The organism is Diaphorobacter sp. J5-51 (assembly GCF_001023515.1).
GTDB lineage: Bacteria > Pseudomonadota > Gammaproteobacteria > Burkholderiales > Burkholderiaceae_C > Diaphorobacter > Diaphorobacter nitroreducens.
This window is the reverse complement of sequence record NZ_JSYI01000055.1, coordinates 33,579-50,352: the sequence shown is the minus strand read 5'-3', so window position 1 is coordinate 50,352 and position 16,774 is coordinate 33,579. Positions and strand designations below refer to the sequence as shown.

The window sequence follows — 16,774 nt, the reverse complement described above, 5'->3', positions numbered from 1 at the left end:
GCGGGCTCCCGAGCAGTGTAAAAATCTAGGATTGCCGCCGCGGCTGCCCGCGGCGTGCCCGTCAGAATCCCTTTCGGAGCCCCTTCCATGCAGCGTGAAATCACCGACCTTGCCCCCGCCCTGTCTACACAACCCATCAGCATGGATGTGCTGAAGGAGAAATACTTCAAAGACGGCGAGAGCGATGTCGAGGATCTGTTCCGCCGCGTGGCGCGGGCGTTGGCCTCGGTCGAGCGCGAGGACATGCGCCAGGCCCTGGAGGCGCGCTTCCTGGACAACCTGCGTGCCGGCGCCATCGGGGCGGGGCGCATCATGAGCGCCGCCGGCACCGACATCCAGGCCACCCTCATCAACTGCTTCGTGCAGCCCGTGGGCGACTGCATCCAGGGCGTGGACGATGCGGGCTACCCCGGCATCTACGAGGCCCTGCGCGAGGCCGCCGAGACCATGCGCCGCGGTGGCGGCGTGGGCTATGACTTCTCGCGCATCCGCCCACGCGGCGCGCTGGTGAAGGGCACGGCCTCCATGGCCTCGGGCCCCTGCAGCTACATCAATGTTTTCGATCAGTCCTGCTCCACCGTGGAGAGCGCGGGCGCGCGCCGCGGCGCGCAGATGGGCGTGCTGCGCATCGACCACCCGGACGTGCTGGACTTCATCACCGCCAAGCGTACGCCGGGCCGCTGGAACAATTTCAATGTGTCCGTGGGCGTGCCCGATGCCTTCATGGAGGCGGTGGAGCAGGACCGTGATTGGGAGCTGGTGCATGGCGCCGCGCCCGGTGCGGAGCTGCAGGCCCAGGGCGCACACCAGCGTGCCGACGGCCAGTGGGTGTACCGCACGGTGCGCGCGCGCGAATTGTGGGACACGATCATGAAGTCGGCTTACGACTTCGCTGAGCCCGGCATCCTGTTCCTGGACCAGATCAACACCGACAACAACCTGCGCTACACCGAGACCATCCAGGCCACCAACCCCTGTGGCGAGCAGCCGCTGCCGCCCTACGGCTGCTGCGACCTGGGCCCGATCATCCTCACACGCTTCGTGCGCAACCCGTTCGGGCTGCATGGCGAGGCGTCGTTCGACTTCGATGCCTTCGAGCAGGCCGTGGCCACCCAGGTGCGCGCGCTGGACAATGTGCTGGACGTGACCTTCTGGCCCCTGCCGCAGCAACAGGCCGAGTCGGCCGCCAAGCGCCGCATCGGCGTGGGCTTCACGGGCATGGGCAACACTCTCGCCATGCTGTGCAAGCGCTACGACCGCCAGGAAGGGCGCGACATGGCGGTACAGATCGCCGAGCGCATGCGCAACGCGGCCTACCGCGCGTCGGTGGAACTGGCCAAGGAAAAGGGCGCATTCCCCAAGTTCGACGCCGATGGCTACCTGGCCAAGGGCACCTTCGCCAGCCGCCTGCCCGCGGACATCCAGAAGGCCATCCGCAAGCACGGCATTCGCAACAGCCACCTGCTGTCCATCGCGCCCACCGGCACGGTGAGCCTGGCTTTCGCCGACAACGCCTCCAACGGCATCGAGCCGCCGTTCTCCTGGAGCTACACGCGCAGGAAGCGCGAGGCCGACGGCAGCAAGAGCGAGTACGTGGTGGAGGACTACGCCTGGCGTCTGTACAAGACGCTGGGCGGCGACGTGAACCATCTGCCAGCGTACTTCGTGAGCGCCATGGACATGGCGGCCGCCGACCACGTGGCCATGATGGAGGCCGTGCAGCCCTTCGTGGACACGGCGATCTCCAAGACCGTGAACGTGCCCGAGGACTACCCCTACGCCGATTTCAAGGGCCTGTACATGCAGGCCTGGCACTCGGGCCTGAAGGGCCTGGCCACCTACCGGCCCAACAGCATCCTGGGCGCCGTGCTGGAAGTCACGCCCGCCGCAGCGCCGGCCCCCGCCGCCGCACCCGAGGCCGCGCCCGCCCCGGTGGTGGTGGACCCCATGCGCACCATGATCGAGAGCCGTCCCACGGGCGGCCTGTCGGCCGTGGCGGAGAAGCTGGAGTACTGGACGCAGGAAGGCCACAAGACGCTGTACCTGATCGTCTCCTTCCTGCCTGTGCCTGACGGGCGCGGCGGCACGGTGGACCGCGCCATCGAGTTCTTCATGCCCGTGGGGCAGAGCGGCGAATCGCAGCAGTGGATCACCTCCAGCATGCGCCTGCTGTCGCTGGCCGCGCGCGGCGGCTTCCTGGAGCGCGCGCTGTCCGACATGCGCAAGGTGGCCTGGGACCGCGGCCCCGTGCGCCTGGGCACGCACCAGAAGGCCGACGGCACCCATGTGCCGCTGTGGCACGACTCCGAGGTGGCCGCCATCGCGTATGCCGTGCAGAACATCCTGGCCCAGCGTGCCATGCCGCAGCAGCAGGTGCTGCCGCTGGACGAGCCCGCCGCAGCGCCCGCGACCGGCATGCCCCCGGCCATGGCCGGCAAGAAGTGCAATGAGTGCGGTGCCCACGCCGTGATCCGCAAGGATGGCTGCGACTACTGCACCCAGTGCGGCGCCCTGGGCAGCTGCGGCTGAGCAGACCGGAATGCCCTGGCAACACCAGGGCGTTTACTATCAGTATGATAGCTGTTTGCGCTTGATGGGAGCGCGCGGAAGCATGTTTTCGCTTATATGCCGCGGCCGTAGGCTTGAGCAAACTTGACTTCCATCAAGACATTTCAAAAGCGCGTGCCTACACTGCCGCCATGCGCAACAAGTCCACGCTGTCCACCAAGCTGCTGGCCATGGGCACGGTGTTCCTGCTGGTGGCGCTGGCATCCATCGGCTTCACGCTGTGGGTGACCTGGAAGTTGGAGGGGGGCGCCGCTGCGGTGAACGAGGCGGGCCGCCTGCGCATGAACATGCTGCGCATGATCCTGGCGCAGCAGAACGAATCGCCCCAGGAATTCGCGCGGCTGAAGCAGCGCTTCAACGACGGGCTGGAGCTGCTGCGCACCGGGGACCCCGCGCGCCCCCTGTTCGTGCCCTGGAACGACGAGACCCGCACGCAGTACGAGCACATCCGCTCGCAATGGCTTTTGCTGCAGCAGGAATGGAAGATGTCCCTGCCGCAGGAGAGCGGCGCCGCCGCCGTGGCGCGCGGCGACGCCTTCGTGAGCGAGATCGACGGCTTCGTGCAGGCCATCGAGGTGCGCATCATGCGCTGGACCGCGGTGCTGCACCTGTTCCACCTGTTTCTCGTGGCCCTGGCCATAGGTTCGGCCGTGGCCTTCATGGCGCTGAGCTATCTGCTGGTGCTCAATCCCGTGACGCGGCTGCAGCAGGCGCTTGGCCGCGTGCGCCAGGGCGACCTGGGCACGCGCCTGGAGGTGGAGACGGAGGACGAGTTCGGCCAGCTGGCGGCCGGCTTCAACCTCATGGCGCATGCGCTGCAGGCCTCGCACGAGGGCCTGGAGCGCAAGGTGCGCGAGAAGACCGCCACCATCGAGGTGCGCAACCAGCGCCTGTCCGCGCTCTACGCCGTGAGCGCGCTGGCGGGCGAGGCCGGCAGCCTGGAGGCCCTGGCCCAGGGCTTCGTGCAGCAGATCCGCAGCGTGGCCGGCTGCGATGCCGCCGCGCTGCGCTGGTCGGACGAGGCCAACCAGCGCTACGTGCTGCTGGCCGCCGACGGCCTGCCCAAGTCCCTGGCTGAGGAGGAGCACTGCCTGAACACCGGCACCTGCGAATGCGGCCAGGCGCAGGAACGGGCGCGCATGCGCGTGATCCCCATCGTCCCGGCGGGAAGGCTGCAGCTGCCGCACTGCCGCGAGGCCGGCTACGAGACCGTGGTCAGCATCCCCGTGCAGCTGCACCAGCGGCTGCTGGGCGAGGTGACGCTGTTCTTCCGCACCACGCTGGACCTGTCCGAGGACATGCGCGAGCTGCTGTCCACCATGGCGCGGCATCTGGCGAGCTCCATGGAAGGGCTGCGCGCCACGGCGCTCGAACGCGAGGCCGCCGTGGCCGAGGAGCGCAGCCTGATCGCGCGCGAGCTGCACGACTCGATCGCCCAGTCGCTGGCCTTTCTCAAGATCCAGACCCAGCTGCTGCGCGACGCCGTGGCCAAGGGCAACACCGAGGCCCGCGACCGCAGCATGGCCGAGCTCGACGTGGGCGTGCGCGAGTGCTATGCCGACGTGCGCGAGCTGCTGGTGCACTTTCGCACGCGCACCCAGGACGAGGACATCGAGGAGGCGCTGCGCGCCACGCTCTCCAAGTTCGAGCACCAGACGGGCGTGGCCACGGCGCTGTCCATGTCGGGCCAGGGCCTGCCGCTGGCGCCCGACGTGCAGATCCAGGTGCTGCACATCGTGCAGGAAGCGCTGTCGAACGTGCGCAAGCACGCCGGCGCGCGCCACGTGCAGCTGCGCGTGCAGCGCCACCCCTGGCGCTTCGAGGTGCAGGACGACGGCAGCGGCTTCGACCCCCAGGCCGTCCCGCCCGATTCGCTGCACGTGGGCCTGGGCATCATGCGCGAGCGTGCCCAGCGCATCGGCGCCAGCCTGCGGCTCGAATCCCGCGCGGGCGGCGGCGGCACCTGCGTGACTTTGGAACTGCCCGCGGCCGGCGTGGACGAGCGCCTGCCGGACGCCATCACCACCCCATTCATCGCTGCCGCATGACCGCCACCCCCATCACGCTGTTCCTGATCGACGACCACACGCTGCTGCGCCGCGGGCTGGTGGCCCTGCTGTCGCAGTACGGCGACCTGTGCGTGGTGGGCGAGGCGGGCGACGCCGCCGAGGCCCTGCGCCTGCTGCCGCAGCTGCGGCCCGACGTGATCCTGCTGGACAACCACCTGCCCGGCGTGCGCGGCGTGGATGCCATCGCCGGGCTGCGCGAGGCCTCGCAGGGCAGCCGCGTGATCATGCTCACCGTGAGCGAGGACGGCGAGGACCTGGGCGCGGCGCTGCGCCACGGCGCCCAGGGCTATCTGCTCAAGACCATCGACGGCGATCTGCTGGCCCAGGCCATACGCCGCGCCGCGCGCGGCGAGCCCGTGGTCAGCCCCGAGATGATGGGCAAGCTGGTGGCGGCCTTCCAGTCCCAGGGCGCGCCCGAGCCCGACCCCGGGCCCATGCCCCAGGAAGACCCGGCCCCGCAGCTGTCGCCGCGCGAGCAGGAGGTGCTGCGCGAGATCGCCCGGGGCGCGAGCAACAAGGAAATCGCGCGCCAGCTTTCTATCGCCGAGACCACGGTGAAGATCCACGTGCAGCACATCCTGCGCAAGCTGGGCCTGACCTCGCGCGTGCAGGCGGCGGTCTACGCCTCGGACCGGCAACGCGCCGAATAGCTCGCGCATCGGGCTCCTGTTCTTCTGTTTTGATAGCTGCCGGCGCTTGATGTACAAGCGGTGGGGCCCGTTTTTCCTTAAACCCCACGAGAAGGGCATAGTTCTTTCGGAGTAGGACGCGGGCGCGGGCCATCGTTCTTTTGCAGCGGCCCGAGCCTTCCACCGAAGTATGGGAAAACCCTAGCAGCTGCGCGAACATCCATGCACACACCAAGAGAGGACTATTGCATGGCATCCGCGTCGCACCCTGCGGCACAAGACTCCCGCCGCAACCGCCAGGCCTGGTCGGTGCTCATCGTGAGCACCCTGGCCTTCACCGTCTGCTTCATGGTCTGGATGATGTTCGGCGTCATCGGGATCCCGATCAAGAAGATGCTGAACCTGAGCTCCACCCAGTTCGGCCTGCTCACGGCCATGCCCGTGCTCACGGGCTCGCTGGTGCGCGTGCCGCTGGGTATCTGGACCGACCGCTACGGCGGCCGCATCGTGATGGCGTTGCTCATGGCCGCCACCGTTCCCGCCATCTGGATGATGGGCTACGCCACCGAATACTGGCATTTCCTCGTGATCGGCCTGTTCGTCGGTTTGGCCGGCGGCGCATTCTCGGTCGGTACGCCCTACGTGGCCCGGTGGTTCCCCAAGCACCGCCAGGGCATGGCCATGGGCGTGTATGGCGCGGGCAACTCGGGCGCGGCCGTGAACAAGTTCGTGGCGCCCGTGATCCTGGTGGCCTTCGGGTGGGCGGCCGTGCCGCATGTGTATGCCGCCATCATGCTCGGTACGCTGGTGCTGTTCTGGCTGTTCAGCCACAGCGACCCGGCACACCTGGTACCCAGCAACGTGTCCTTTGGCGAGCAGCTCAAGGCACTGAAGGACCCCAAGGTGCTCAAGTACTGCCAGTACTACAGCATCGTGTTCGGTGGCTATGTGGCGCTTTCCCTGTGGATGGTGCAGTACTACGTCGGTGAGTACGGCCTTGACATCCGTGTGGCGGCGCTGCTGGCAGCCTGCTTCTCGCTGCCGGGCGGCGTGCTGCGCGCCATCGGCGGCGTGCTGTCCGACAAGTTCGGGGCGCACTCCGTGACCTGGTGGGTGATGTGGGTGAGCTGGATCTGCCTGTTCCTGCTGTCCTACCCGCAGACCGACTTCACCATCCAGACCGTCAACGGACCCATCACCCTGCACGTCGGCTTGAACGTATACATGTTCACCGCGCTGATGTTCATCCTGGGCATCGCCTGGGCCTTCGGCAAGGCCAGCGTCTTCAAGTACATCAGCGACGACTACCCCAAGAACATCGGCGCCATCTCTGGCATCGTGGGGCTGGCCGGCGGCCTGGGCGGCTTCATCCTGCCCATCATGTTCGGCGCCCTGCTCGACTTCACCGGCATCCGTTCCAGTGCCTTCATGCTGCTCTATGGCGTGGTCTGGGTGTCCCTCATCTGGATGTATTTCACCGAGGTGCGCCGCACCGAGCTCATGGGCCCGCACGGGGCCTAGGGCACCACCCCTGCGAGGGCCTGAGCGGCCCGACTTGGAGAATCGCATGAACACCACTTCCGGCAACGCGCCGCGGGCCTCGCGTCCGGGCCGGGTGCTGACCGTCTGGACCCCGGAGGACAAGGCCTTCTGGGAACGCGAAGGCGAGGCCATCGCCAAGCTCAACCTGTGGATCTCGGTGCCGGCGCTGTTCCTGGCCTTTGCGATCTGGCAACTGTGGAGCGTCGTGGCGGTGAACCTACCGGCCCTGGGCTTCAAGTACTCGACCAACCAGCTCTTCTGGCTCGCCGCCGCACCGGCCCTGTCGGGGGCGACGCTGCGCATCTTCTACTCGTTCATGGTGCCCCTCGTGGGAGGGCGGCGCTGGACGGTGCTGTCCACCGCGTCGCTGCTGATCCCCGCCATCGGCATCGGCTATGCGGTGCAGGACAACACCACCAGCTACCCCACCATGCTTTTGTTGGCGCTGCTGTGCGGCCTGGGCGGCGGCAACTTCAGCTCCAGCATGGCCAACATCAGCTTCTTCTTCCCGAAGGAGCGCAAGGGTTCCGCGCTGGGTGTGAACGCCGGCCTGGGCAACCTGGGGGTGTCGGTGGTGCAGTTCCTGAGCCCGCTGGTCATTACGGCAGGCATCTTCGGTATCTTTGGCGGGGAGCCCCAGACCATCGTGAAGAATGGCCAGGAGCAGATGGTGTGGGCGCAGAACGCCGCCTTCATCTGGGTGCCCTGGATCGCACTGGCCGCGGTGGCGGCGTGGTTCGGCATGAACGACATTGCCGATGCGCGTGCCAGCTTCGCCGCGCAGGCGGCCATCTTCAAGCGCAAGCACAACTGGATCATGTGCGTGCTGTACCTGGGCACCTTCGGTTCGTTCATCGGTTTTGCCGCAGGCTTTCCGCTGCTGATCAAGGCGCTCTTCCCTGAAGTCAACCCCCTGGCCTACGCCTGGCTGGGTCCGCTGGTGGGCGCCGTGGTGCGTCCGCTCGGTGGCTGGCTGGCCGACAAGGTGGGCGGTGCCCGGGTCACGGTCTGGAACTTCCTCGTCATGGCGCTGGCCGTGGTGGGTGTTCTGTTTTTCCTGCCCAAGGGCTCGGGCAGTTTTGCGCTGCCCTTTGGCCCGGCTGAAGGCAGCTTCACGGGCTTTTTCCTGATGTTCCTGGTGCTCTTCTTCACCACCGGCATCGGCAACGGCTCCACCTTCCGCATGATCCCCGTGATATTTCTGACCCAGAAGCTGCGCGAGTTGCGCACCGATGACGAAGCATCGCGCGCCCAGGCCATCAAGGAAGGCAACACCGAAGGCGCGGCCGCCCTGGGCTTTGCCGGAGCACTGGGCGCCTACGGGGGCTTTTTCATTCCCAAGAGCTATGGCAGCTCCATCGCCGCGACGGGCGGTCCCGAGTTCGCGCTGTGGATGTTTGCCGTTTTCTATGTTCTCTGCATCATCATCACTTGGTGGTACTACTCTCGCAAGCATGCAGAGATGCCTTGCTGAGCCACGCCACTACCCAGATTTCCAAGGAGCCCCACGATGAGTCATTTTCTCGACCGTCTCTCGTACTTCTCGCAGCCACGCGAGGAGTTTTCTAACGGCCACGGCCAGACCAACGGCGAAGACCGTACCTGGGAAGACGCCTACCGCGACCGCTGGGCGCACGACAAGATCGTGCGCAGCACGCACGGCGTGAACTGCACGGGCAGCTGCTCGTGGAAGATCTACGTCAAGGGCGGCATCGTCACCTGGGAAACCCAGCAGACCGACTACCCACGCACCCGCCCCGACATGCCCAACCACGAGCCCCGTGGCTGCGCGCGCGGTGCCAGCTACAGCTGGTACCTGTACAGCGCCAACCGTGTGAAATACCCGATGGTGCGCGGCCGCCTGCTCAAGCACTGGCGTGCCGCACTGGCCATCGCCAAGAGCCCCGTGGACGCTTGGGCCGCCATCGTCGAGAACGACAGCGCGCGCCGCGAATGGCAGAAGCAGCGCGGCCTGGGCGGCTTCGTGCGCAGCACCTGGGACGAGGTCAACCAGATGATCGCTGCGGCGAACGTCTACACCATCAAGAAGCACGGGCCGGACCGCATCATCGGCTTCTCGGTGATCCCGGCCATGTCGATGATCTCGTACGCCGCGGGCAGCCGCTACCTGAGCCTGATCGGCGGCGTGATGACGAGCTTTTACGACTGGTATGCCGACCTGCCTCCGTCTAGCCCGCAGGTCTGGGGCGAGCAGACCGACGTGCCCGAGAGCGCCGACTGGTACAACAGCTCGTTCATCATCGCCTGGGGTTCCAACGTGCCGCAGACGCGCACGCCCGATGCCCACTTCTTCACCGAAGTGCGTTACAAGGGCGCCAAGGTCGTGGCCGTGACGCCCGATTACTCCGAGGTGGCCAAGCTGGCCGACCTGTGGCTGCACCCCAAGCAGGGCACCGATGCCGCCGTGGCCATGGCCATGGGCCACGTGATCCTCAAGGAGTTCTACTTCAAGGATGGCGGCAAGGGGCGCTCGGCGTACTTCGACGACTACGCGCGCCGCTACACCGACCTGCCGCTGCTGGTGGTGCTCAAGGAGAAGACGCTGCCGGATGGCCGCACGGTGATGGTCCCCGACCGCTATGTGCGCGCCAGCGACTTCGGCGACAAGCTGGGCCAGACCAACCACCCCGACTGGAAGACCGTGGCCTACGGTACCGACGGCAAGGTGGCGCTGCCCAATGGCTCCATCGGCTTCCGCTGGGGCAAGGACGGCCGTGACGACCAGGGCCTGTGGAACCTGGAGTCCAAGGAGGCGCGCACGGGCAACGACGTGCAGCTCAAGCTGTCGGTGCTGGAAGACGGTGCGCAAGAGCACCAGGTGACCGATGTCGCCTTCCCGTACTTCGGCGGCATCGAGACCCCCAACTTCGAGGCCAACGACCAGGGCGGCGACGTGATCGTGCGCCGCGTGCCCATCACCCACCTCGACCTGCAGGGCGAGGGCGTGCAGGGCCGCGTGGCCGTGGCCACGGTGTTCGACCTGCAGGTGGCCAACTACGGCATCCTGCGCGGCCTGCAGGGCGAGGAGAAGGACGGAGGCTACGACGCCAACGCACCCTACACGCCCGCGTGGCAGGAAAAGATCACCGGCGTGCCGCGCGACCAGGTGATCGCCATCGCGCGCCAGTTTGCCGACAACGCCGACAAGACCCACGGCAAGTCCATGGTGATCATCGGCGGGGGCATGAACCACTGGTACCACACCGACATGAACTACCGCGGCATCATCAACATGCTGATGCTGTGCGGCTGTATCGGCCAGAGCGGCGGCGGCTGGTCGCACTACGTGGGCCAGGAAAAGCTGCGCCCGCAGACGGGCTGGACCGCGCTGACCTTCGCGCTGGACTGGATCCGCCCGCCGCGCCAGCAGAACTCCACCAGCTTCTTCTACGCCCACACCGACCAGTGGCGTTACGAAAAACTGGGCGTGGAGGAAGTGCTCTCGCCCCTGGCGGATGCCAAGGCCTACCAGGGATCGATGATCGATTTCAACGTGCGCGCCGAGCGCATGGGCTGGCTGCCCAGCGCGCCGCAGCTGCAGACCAACCCGCTGCAAGTGGTGCGGGATGCCGCCGCCAAGGGGATGGACGCCAAGGACTACGTGGTGCAGTCGCTCAAGAACGGCTCGCTCACGCTGAGCTGCGAGGACCCCGACAACCCGATGAACTGGCCGCGCAACATGTTCGTGTGGCGCTCCAACATCCTGGGCTCGGCGGGCAAGGGGCACGAATATTTCCTCAAGCACCTGCTGGGCACCACGCACGGCGTGCAGGGCAAGGACCTGGGCAAGGACGAGGCCAAGCCCGAGGAGGTGCGCTGGCGCGCCCAGGCGCCCGAAGGCAAGCTGGACCTGCTGGTCACGCTGGACTTCCGCATGAGCACGACTTGCCTGTATTCGGACATCGTGCTGCCCACGTCGACGTGGTACGAGAAGAACGACCTCAACACCAGCGACATGCACCCCTTCATCCACCCGCTGTCGGCAGCCGTCGACCCGGCCTGGCAGGCCCGTAGCGACTGGGAGACCTACAAGGGCTTTGCCAAGGCCTTCAGCGAAGTCTGCGTGGGCCACCTGGGCGTGGAAAAGGAAGTCGTACTCACGCCGATCATGCACGACACCCCGGCCGAGCTGGCACAGCCCTACGGCGTGAAGGACTGGAAGCGCGGCGAGTGCGACCTGATCCCCGGCGTGACCGCTCCGCAGGTGACGGTGGTCGAGCGCGACTACCCCAACACCTACAAGCGTTTCACGGCCCTGGGCCCGCTGATGGACAAGCTGGGCAACGGCGGCAAGGGCATTGCCTGGAACACGCAGACGGAGGTGGAGCAGCTGGGCGATCTCAATGGCCGCGTGCGCGAGGAAGGCGCGACACAGGGCCGTCCGCGCATCCTGAGCGACATCGACGCGGCCGAGACCGTGATGATGCTGGCGCCCGAGACCAACGGCCATGTGGCGGTGAAGGCCTGGGATGCGCTTAGCAAGCAGACCGGCCGTGAACACGCGCACCTGGCGCTGCACCGCGAAGACGAGAAAATCCGTTTCCGCGACATCCAGGCGCAGCCGCGCAAGATCATCTCCTCGCCCACCTGGAGCGGGCTGGAGAGCGAGAAGGTCAGCTACAACGCCGGCTACACCAACGTGCACGAGCTGATTCCATGGCGCACCCTCACGGGTCGCCAGCAGTTCTACCAGGACCACCCCTGGATGCGCGACTTTGGCGAGGGCTTCGTGAGCTACCGCCCGCCCGTGCACCTGAAGGCACTGCACGAGGTCGAGGGCAAGAAGCCCAACGGCAATCCCGAGATCGCGCTGAACTACATCACGGCGCACCAGAAGTGGGGCATCCACAGCACGTACAGCGACACCCCGCACATGCTCACGCTCAGCCGCGGCGGCTCGCTGATCTGGCTCAGCGAGGACGACGCCAAGCGCGGCGGCATCGTGGACAACGACTGGGTGGAGCTGTTCAACGCCAACGGCGCCATTGCCGCCCGTGCCGTGGTCAGCCAGCGTGTCAACCCGGGCATGGTGCTCATGTACCACGCGCAGGAAAAGATCATCAACACCCCCGGCTCGGAGATCACCGGTACGCGCGGCGGCATCCACAACTCCGTCACGCGCATCGTGCTCAAGCCCACGCACATGATCGGCGGTTACGCGCAGTACAGCTACGGCTTCAACTATTACGGGACCGTCGGCACCAACCGCGACGTGTTCGTGCTGGTGCGCAAGATGCGCCGCGTCGACTGGATGGACGACGAGGCATCCACCAGCGCCGCCCACGCCTGAGCGACAAGGAGAAAACACGATGAAAATTCGCGCACAAATCGGCATGGTGCTGAACCTGGACAAGTGCATCGGTTGCCACACCTGTTCCGTCACCTGCAAGAACGTCTGGACCAGCCGCCCCGGCATGGAATACGCCTGGTTCAACAACGTCGAGACCAAACCCGGCATCGGCTACCCCAAGGAATGGGAGAACCAGGACAAGTGGAACGGCGGCTGGGTGCGCAACCCGGACGGCTCCATCGCCCCCCGCCAGGGCGGCAAATGGAAGCTGCTCATGCGCATCTTCGCCAACCCTAACCTGCCGCAGATCGACGACTACTACGAGCCCTTCACCTTCGACTACGACCACCTGCAGTCGGCGCCCGAGATGAAGGCCGCGCCCACGGCGCGCCCGCGCAGCCTGATCACCGGCCAGCGCATGGAAAAGATCGAATGGGGCCCGAACTGGGAGGATGACCTGGGCGGCGAGTTCCCCAAGCGCAGCGCCGACGTGAACTTCGAGCAGGTTCAGAAGGACATGTACGGCCAGTTCGAGAACACCTTCATGATGTACCTGCCGCGCCTGTGCGAGCACTGCCTGAACCCGACGTGCGTGGCGTCATGCCCCTCGGGCTCGATCTACAAGCGCGAGGAAGACGGCATCGTCCTCATCGACCAGGACAAGTGCCGCGGCTGGCGCATGTGTGTCTCGGGCTGCCCCTACAAGAAGATCTACTACAACTGGCAGACCGGCAAGGCCGAGAAGTGCATCTTCTGCTACCCGCGCATCGAGGCGGGCCAGCCCACGGTGTGCTCCGAGACCTGCGTGGGCCGCATCCGCTACCTGGGCGTGCTGCTGTACGACGCCGACCGCATCGAGGAAGCCGCCAGCGTGGAGCGCGACCGCGACCTGTACCAGGCGCAGCTCGACATCTTCCTTGACCCGCACGACCCCGACGTCATCAAGCAGGCGCGCATCGACGGCATCCCCGATGCCTGGATGGACGCCGCCCGCAACAGCCCCGTCTATAAGATGGCCGTTGACTGGAAGGTGGCACTGCCCCTGCACCCCGAGTACCGCACGCTGCCCATGGTCTGGTACGTGCCGCCGCTGTCGCCCATCACGGCCGCGGCCAACGCCGGCCACGTGGGCGTGAATGGCGAGATTCCCGACGTGTCGCAGCTGCGCATTCCTGTGCAGTACCTGGCCAACCTGCTCACCGCCGGTGACACCGGGCCCGTGGTGCGGGCGCTGGAGCGCATGCTGGCCATGCGCACCTACCAGCGCGACAAGCATGTGGACCGTCAGCAGAACCTGGCCGTGCTGCAGCAGGTGGGGCTCACGGTGCATGAAGTGGAAGACATGTACCAGGTCATGGCGATCGCCAATTACGAAGACCGCTTCGTCATCCCCTCGGCGCACCGCGAGTACGCCGAGAACGCATTCGACCTGCGCGGCGGCTGCGGCTTCTCGTTCGGCAACGGCTGCTCCGACGGCTCCACGGACGTGAGCATGTTCGGTGGCAAGAAGCGACGCACCATCCCCATCAAGGCCACGGTCTGAGGCGAAAGGAAGAATTGCCATGTTCCAGAAAACGCCTGAATCCCTGCGCCTGACGCTGCGTGCGCTGGCGCACCTGCTGGGCTATCCCGATGCCGCGCTGCGTGCGAACGCGCCGGCACTGCTGGACGCGTTGCGGCTGGAGCGCGCCCTGCCCGAGGCGCGCATGCAGGAGATCGAAGCCCTGTGCCGCCAACTGTGTGCCATGGAGCCCTACGAGGCCGAGGCGCGCTACGTCGACACCTTCGACCGCGGCCGCCAGACCTCGCTGCACCTGTTTGAGCACGTGCACGGCGACTCGCGCGAGCGCGGCCCCGCGCTCATCGACCTGATGCAGACCTACGAGAAGGCGGGCCTGCAGTTCGATGCGCAGGAACTGCCCGACCATCTGGCGGTGGTGCTGGAGTTCGCCTCCACCCAGCCGCCGGCCGTGGCGCGCGAATTCCTCGGCGAGATGGCGCACATCCTCAATGCGCTGTTCACCGCGCTGAGCACCAAGGGCAACCCCTACGCCTGCGTGATCGCCGCGGTGCTCGAAGTCGCGGGCCAGCGCGTGCAGGCCGTGGCCATCGCGCCCGAGCCCGAGCTGGACGAAGCCTGGGCCGAGCCCGAGGCTTTCGACGGCTGCGCCACCAAGGGCCAGAACCGCCCCGACCAGCCCCAACCCCTGCATTTCGTGCGCAATGCGCGCGGCAATTCCTCTTCCCAAGGAGTCTCGTCATGACCGCCTGGATCGACCATTTCCTGTTCGGCCTGTACCCCTACATCTGCCTGGCCGTGTTCTTCATCGGCAGCTGGGTGCGCTTCGACCGCGACCAGTACACCTGGAAGAGCGACTCCTCGCAGCTGCTGCGCACCGGCAGCCTGCGCTGGGCCAGCAACCTGTTCCACATCGGCGTGCTGTTCCTGTTCTTCGGCCACTTCGTGGGCATGCTCACGCCGCACGCGCTCTACGAGCCCTTCATCAGCGCCGGCAACAAGCAACTGCTGGCCATGGTCTCGGGCGGCGCCGCCGGCCTGCTCGCCTTCATCGGCGTGACGCTGCTGCTGCACCGGCGCCTGACGGACGCGCGCATCCGCGCCACCAGCAAGACCAGCGACATCGCGCTGCTGTGGATCTTCTGGGTGCAGCTGGCGCTGGGCCTGGCGACCATCCCGCTGTCGGCGCAGCACCTGGACGGCTCCATGATGATGCTGCTGGCCGAATGGGCGCAACGCATCGTCACCTTCCGCGGCGGCGCCGTGGAACTGTTGGCCAATGCCGGTTGGGTATTCAAGGCGCACATGTTCCTGGGCATGACCGTGTTCCTGATCTTCCCGTTCACCCGCCTGGTGCACGTGTGGAGCGGGTTTGGCACACTGGCCTACATCACGCGCCCGTACCAATTGGTGCGCGACCGCCGCATGAACCTGCCCGCAGGCCACAACCAGCCGGGCAATCGCAACGCGCTATGAAGTAAATAGCTACCAGCGCTTGCTGGTAGCGGGCTGGAGGTCAATTTCGCTTGAAATCGGCTTTCGGCCTCCCAGCCTCCAGGAGAACCCCATGAGCTACACCACCTGCGGATCGGGCGGCTGCGGCTGCGCCGGCAGCACCGACAACCTCCCACAGGAAGACGCCGCCCCGGTGGCCCGCATCAATGGCGTGCCTTTGCACGCCGACGGCGAGATCCTGCCGCCCGATGCACTGCGCCAGCGCGCCTGCACCGAGCTGCTGCGCCAGCAGGCGCAGCGCGAGGGGCTGTTGTCGCAAGACGACGCGCCGGGCCTGGACGGCGCCACCAGCGCCGAGGCATCGCAGGCCATCGAGCGCCTGCTCGACCAGGCCCTGCAAGTGCCCGAGCCGTCCGACGAAGCCTGCCGCCGCTACCACGCCGCCCACCCGACGCTGGGCGGGCAGGGTGAGCGCGTGCGGATGCGCCACGTGCTGTTCGCGGTCACCCCGGGGGTGGATGTGAAGCTGCTGCGCCAGCGCGCCGAAGGCGTGTTGCTGGACCTGCGTTGCGCTGACGATGACGGCGCGCGCTTTGCCGCCGCGGCGGGACAGTGGTCCAACTGCCCCAGCGGGCAGGAGGGCGGCGATCTGGGCTGGCTGTCGGCCGAGGACTGCGCGCCCGAGTTCGCGCGCGAGGTGTTCGGCACGCAGGAAGTGGGTGTGCTCTCGCGCCTGGTGCACAGCCGCTTCGGCCTGCACGTGGTCGAGGTGTGCGAGCGCCAGCCGGGCCAGGAGCTGCCCTTCGAGCAGGTGCGCGCCAGCGTGGCGCTCATGCTGCGCCAGCAGGCCTGGGTCAACGCATTGCGCCAGTACCTGCAGCTGCTGGCCGGTGACGCCGAAGTCGAGGGCGTGCAGCTCGACGCGGCCGACACGCCGCTGGTGCAGTAGCGCCAGGGCAGGGGAGACGCCCATGCCTGACGACGAGCTGCTGCAACGGCTGCGCCGCTTCCATCTGGATGCCTTCCCCCAATACCGCGAGCAGTTCCAGACGCTCGTGGACGAGGGGCAACACCCGACCACCCTGTTCATCGGCTGCTCGGACTCGCGTCTGGTGCCCTATCTGCTGACGGGCGCCGGGCCGGGCGAGCTGTTCCTGGTGCGCAACGTCGGTGCCTTTGTGCCGCCCTATGACGGTTCCCACGGCCACCACGGCACGGCCGCGGCCATCGAATTCGCCGTGCTCAACCTGCACGTCAGCCGCATCGTGGTCTGCGGCCACAGCCACTGCGGGGCCATCAAGGCGCTGTATGGCGATGTCGCGCCCGAGGCCAAGAACCTCGAGCGCTGGCTGGATCTGGGGCGCGAGGCCGTGCTGCCGGTGCAGCCCAGCCCCGAGGCACTGCGCCGCACCGAGCAGCGCGCCGTGGTGCTGCAGCTCGAACGCCTGATGGACTACCCCATGGTGCGCCGCCGCGTCGAGGACGGCAGCATCACGCTGCACGGCTGGCACTACGTGATCGAGGAGGGCGAGGTCCACGTGTTCGACGTGGCCACCGGCGGCTTCGTGGCGGCGTCCAAGGCCAAGAGCAGCGGCACGGGCCCGTATGCGCCATATGTGGAACATGATGGGCAAGTGCTGGTGGATTGAGGTGCACGCTGGCCACACTGGGCGAGGCCCAC

General features: G+C 67.0%; 11 protein-coding genes. All 11 read left to right on the top strand.

The window, feature by feature from the left end; all coding sequences use genetic code 11:
- Nucleotides 1–87: 87 nt before the first annotated feature.
- The 11 genes from OX89_RS08285 to OX89_RS08235 all read left to right on the top strand — a co-directional run bounded on the left by OX89_RS08285 (nt 88) and on the right by OX89_RS08235 (nt 16,742).
- The gene (locus OX89_RS08285; RefSeq protein WP_047350269.1) at nt 88–2,529 is read left to right on the top strand and encodes an adenosylcobalamin-dependent ribonucleoside-diphosphate reductase; all 2,442 of its coding nucleotides are present in this window, start codon (nt 88–90) and stop codon (nt 2,527–2,529) included.
- A gap of 170 nt (nt 2,530–2,699) precedes the next feature.
- Complete coding sequence (locus OX89_RS08280) at nt 2,700–4,616, top strand: type IV pili methyl-accepting chemotaxis transducer N-terminal domain-containing protein (protein ID WP_047350268.1); 1,917 nt, start codon at nt 2,700–2,702, stop codon at nt 4,614–4,616.
- Complete coding sequence (locus tag OX89_RS08275) at nt 4,613–5,287, top strand: response regulator (protein WP_013721289.1); 675 nt, start codon at nt 4,613–4,615, stop codon at nt 5,285–5,287. Before OX89_RS08280 ends, OX89_RS08275 begins: the two co-directional genes overlap by 4 nt.
- 228 nt (nt 5,288–5,515) lie before the next feature.
- Entirely contained in the window at nt 5,516–6,787 is a 1,272-nt protein-coding gene (locus tag OX89_RS08270; protein WP_047350267.1) for a nitrate/nitrite transporter, read from the top strand.
- 46 nt (nt 6,788–6,833) lie between these two features.
- The gene (locus OX89_RS08265) at nt 6,834–8,282 is read left to right on the top strand and encodes a NarK family nitrate/nitrite MFS transporter (RefSeq protein ID WP_047350266.1); all 1,449 of its coding nucleotides are present in this window, start codon (nt 6,834–6,836) and stop codon (nt 8,280–8,282) included.
- A 36-nt stretch (nt 8,283–8,318) separates the two neighbouring features.
- The gene (locus tag OX89_RS08260; protein WP_047350265.1) at nt 8,319–12,119 is read left to right on the top strand and encodes a nitrate reductase subunit alpha; all 3,801 of its coding nucleotides are present in this window, start codon (nt 8,319–8,321) and stop codon (nt 12,117–12,119) included.
- A 19-nt stretch (nt 12,120–12,138) separates the two neighbouring features.
- Nucleotides 12,139–13,662 (top strand): nitrate reductase subunit beta, encoded by a 1,524-nt coding sequence (gene narH, locus OX89_RS08255; RefSeq protein ID WP_047350264.1) that lies wholly within the window; start codon nt 12,139–12,141, stop codon nt 13,660–13,662.
- 19 nt (nt 13,663–13,681) lie between these two features.
- Nucleotides 13,682–14,383 (top strand): nitrate reductase molybdenum cofactor assembly chaperone, encoded by a 702-nt coding sequence (gene narJ, locus OX89_RS08250; protein ID WP_047350263.1) that lies wholly within the window; start codon nt 13,682–13,684, stop codon nt 14,381–14,383.
- Nucleotides 14,380–15,114: a respiratory nitrate reductase subunit gamma gene (narI, locus tag OX89_RS08245; RefSeq protein WP_047350262.1), complete on the top strand. Its 735-nt coding sequence runs from the start codon at nt 14,380–14,382 to the stop codon at nt 15,112–15,114. The genes narJ and narI overlap by 4 nt, the downstream gene beginning before the upstream one ends.
- A 91-nt stretch (nt 15,115–15,205) precedes the next feature.
- Nucleotides 15,206–16,042, top strand: coding sequence for a peptidylprolyl isomerase (locus OX89_RS08240; protein WP_047350261.1), 837 nt, complete (start codon nt 15,206–15,208; stop codon nt 16,040–16,042).
- Nucleotides 16,043–16,064: 22 nt separating this feature from the next.
- The gene (locus OX89_RS08235; protein WP_047350260.1) at nt 16,065–16,742 is read left to right on the top strand and encodes a carbonic anhydrase; all 678 of its coding nucleotides are present in this window, start codon (nt 16,065–16,067) and stop codon (nt 16,740–16,742) included.
- Nucleotides 16,743–16,774 lie beyond the last annotated feature (32 nt).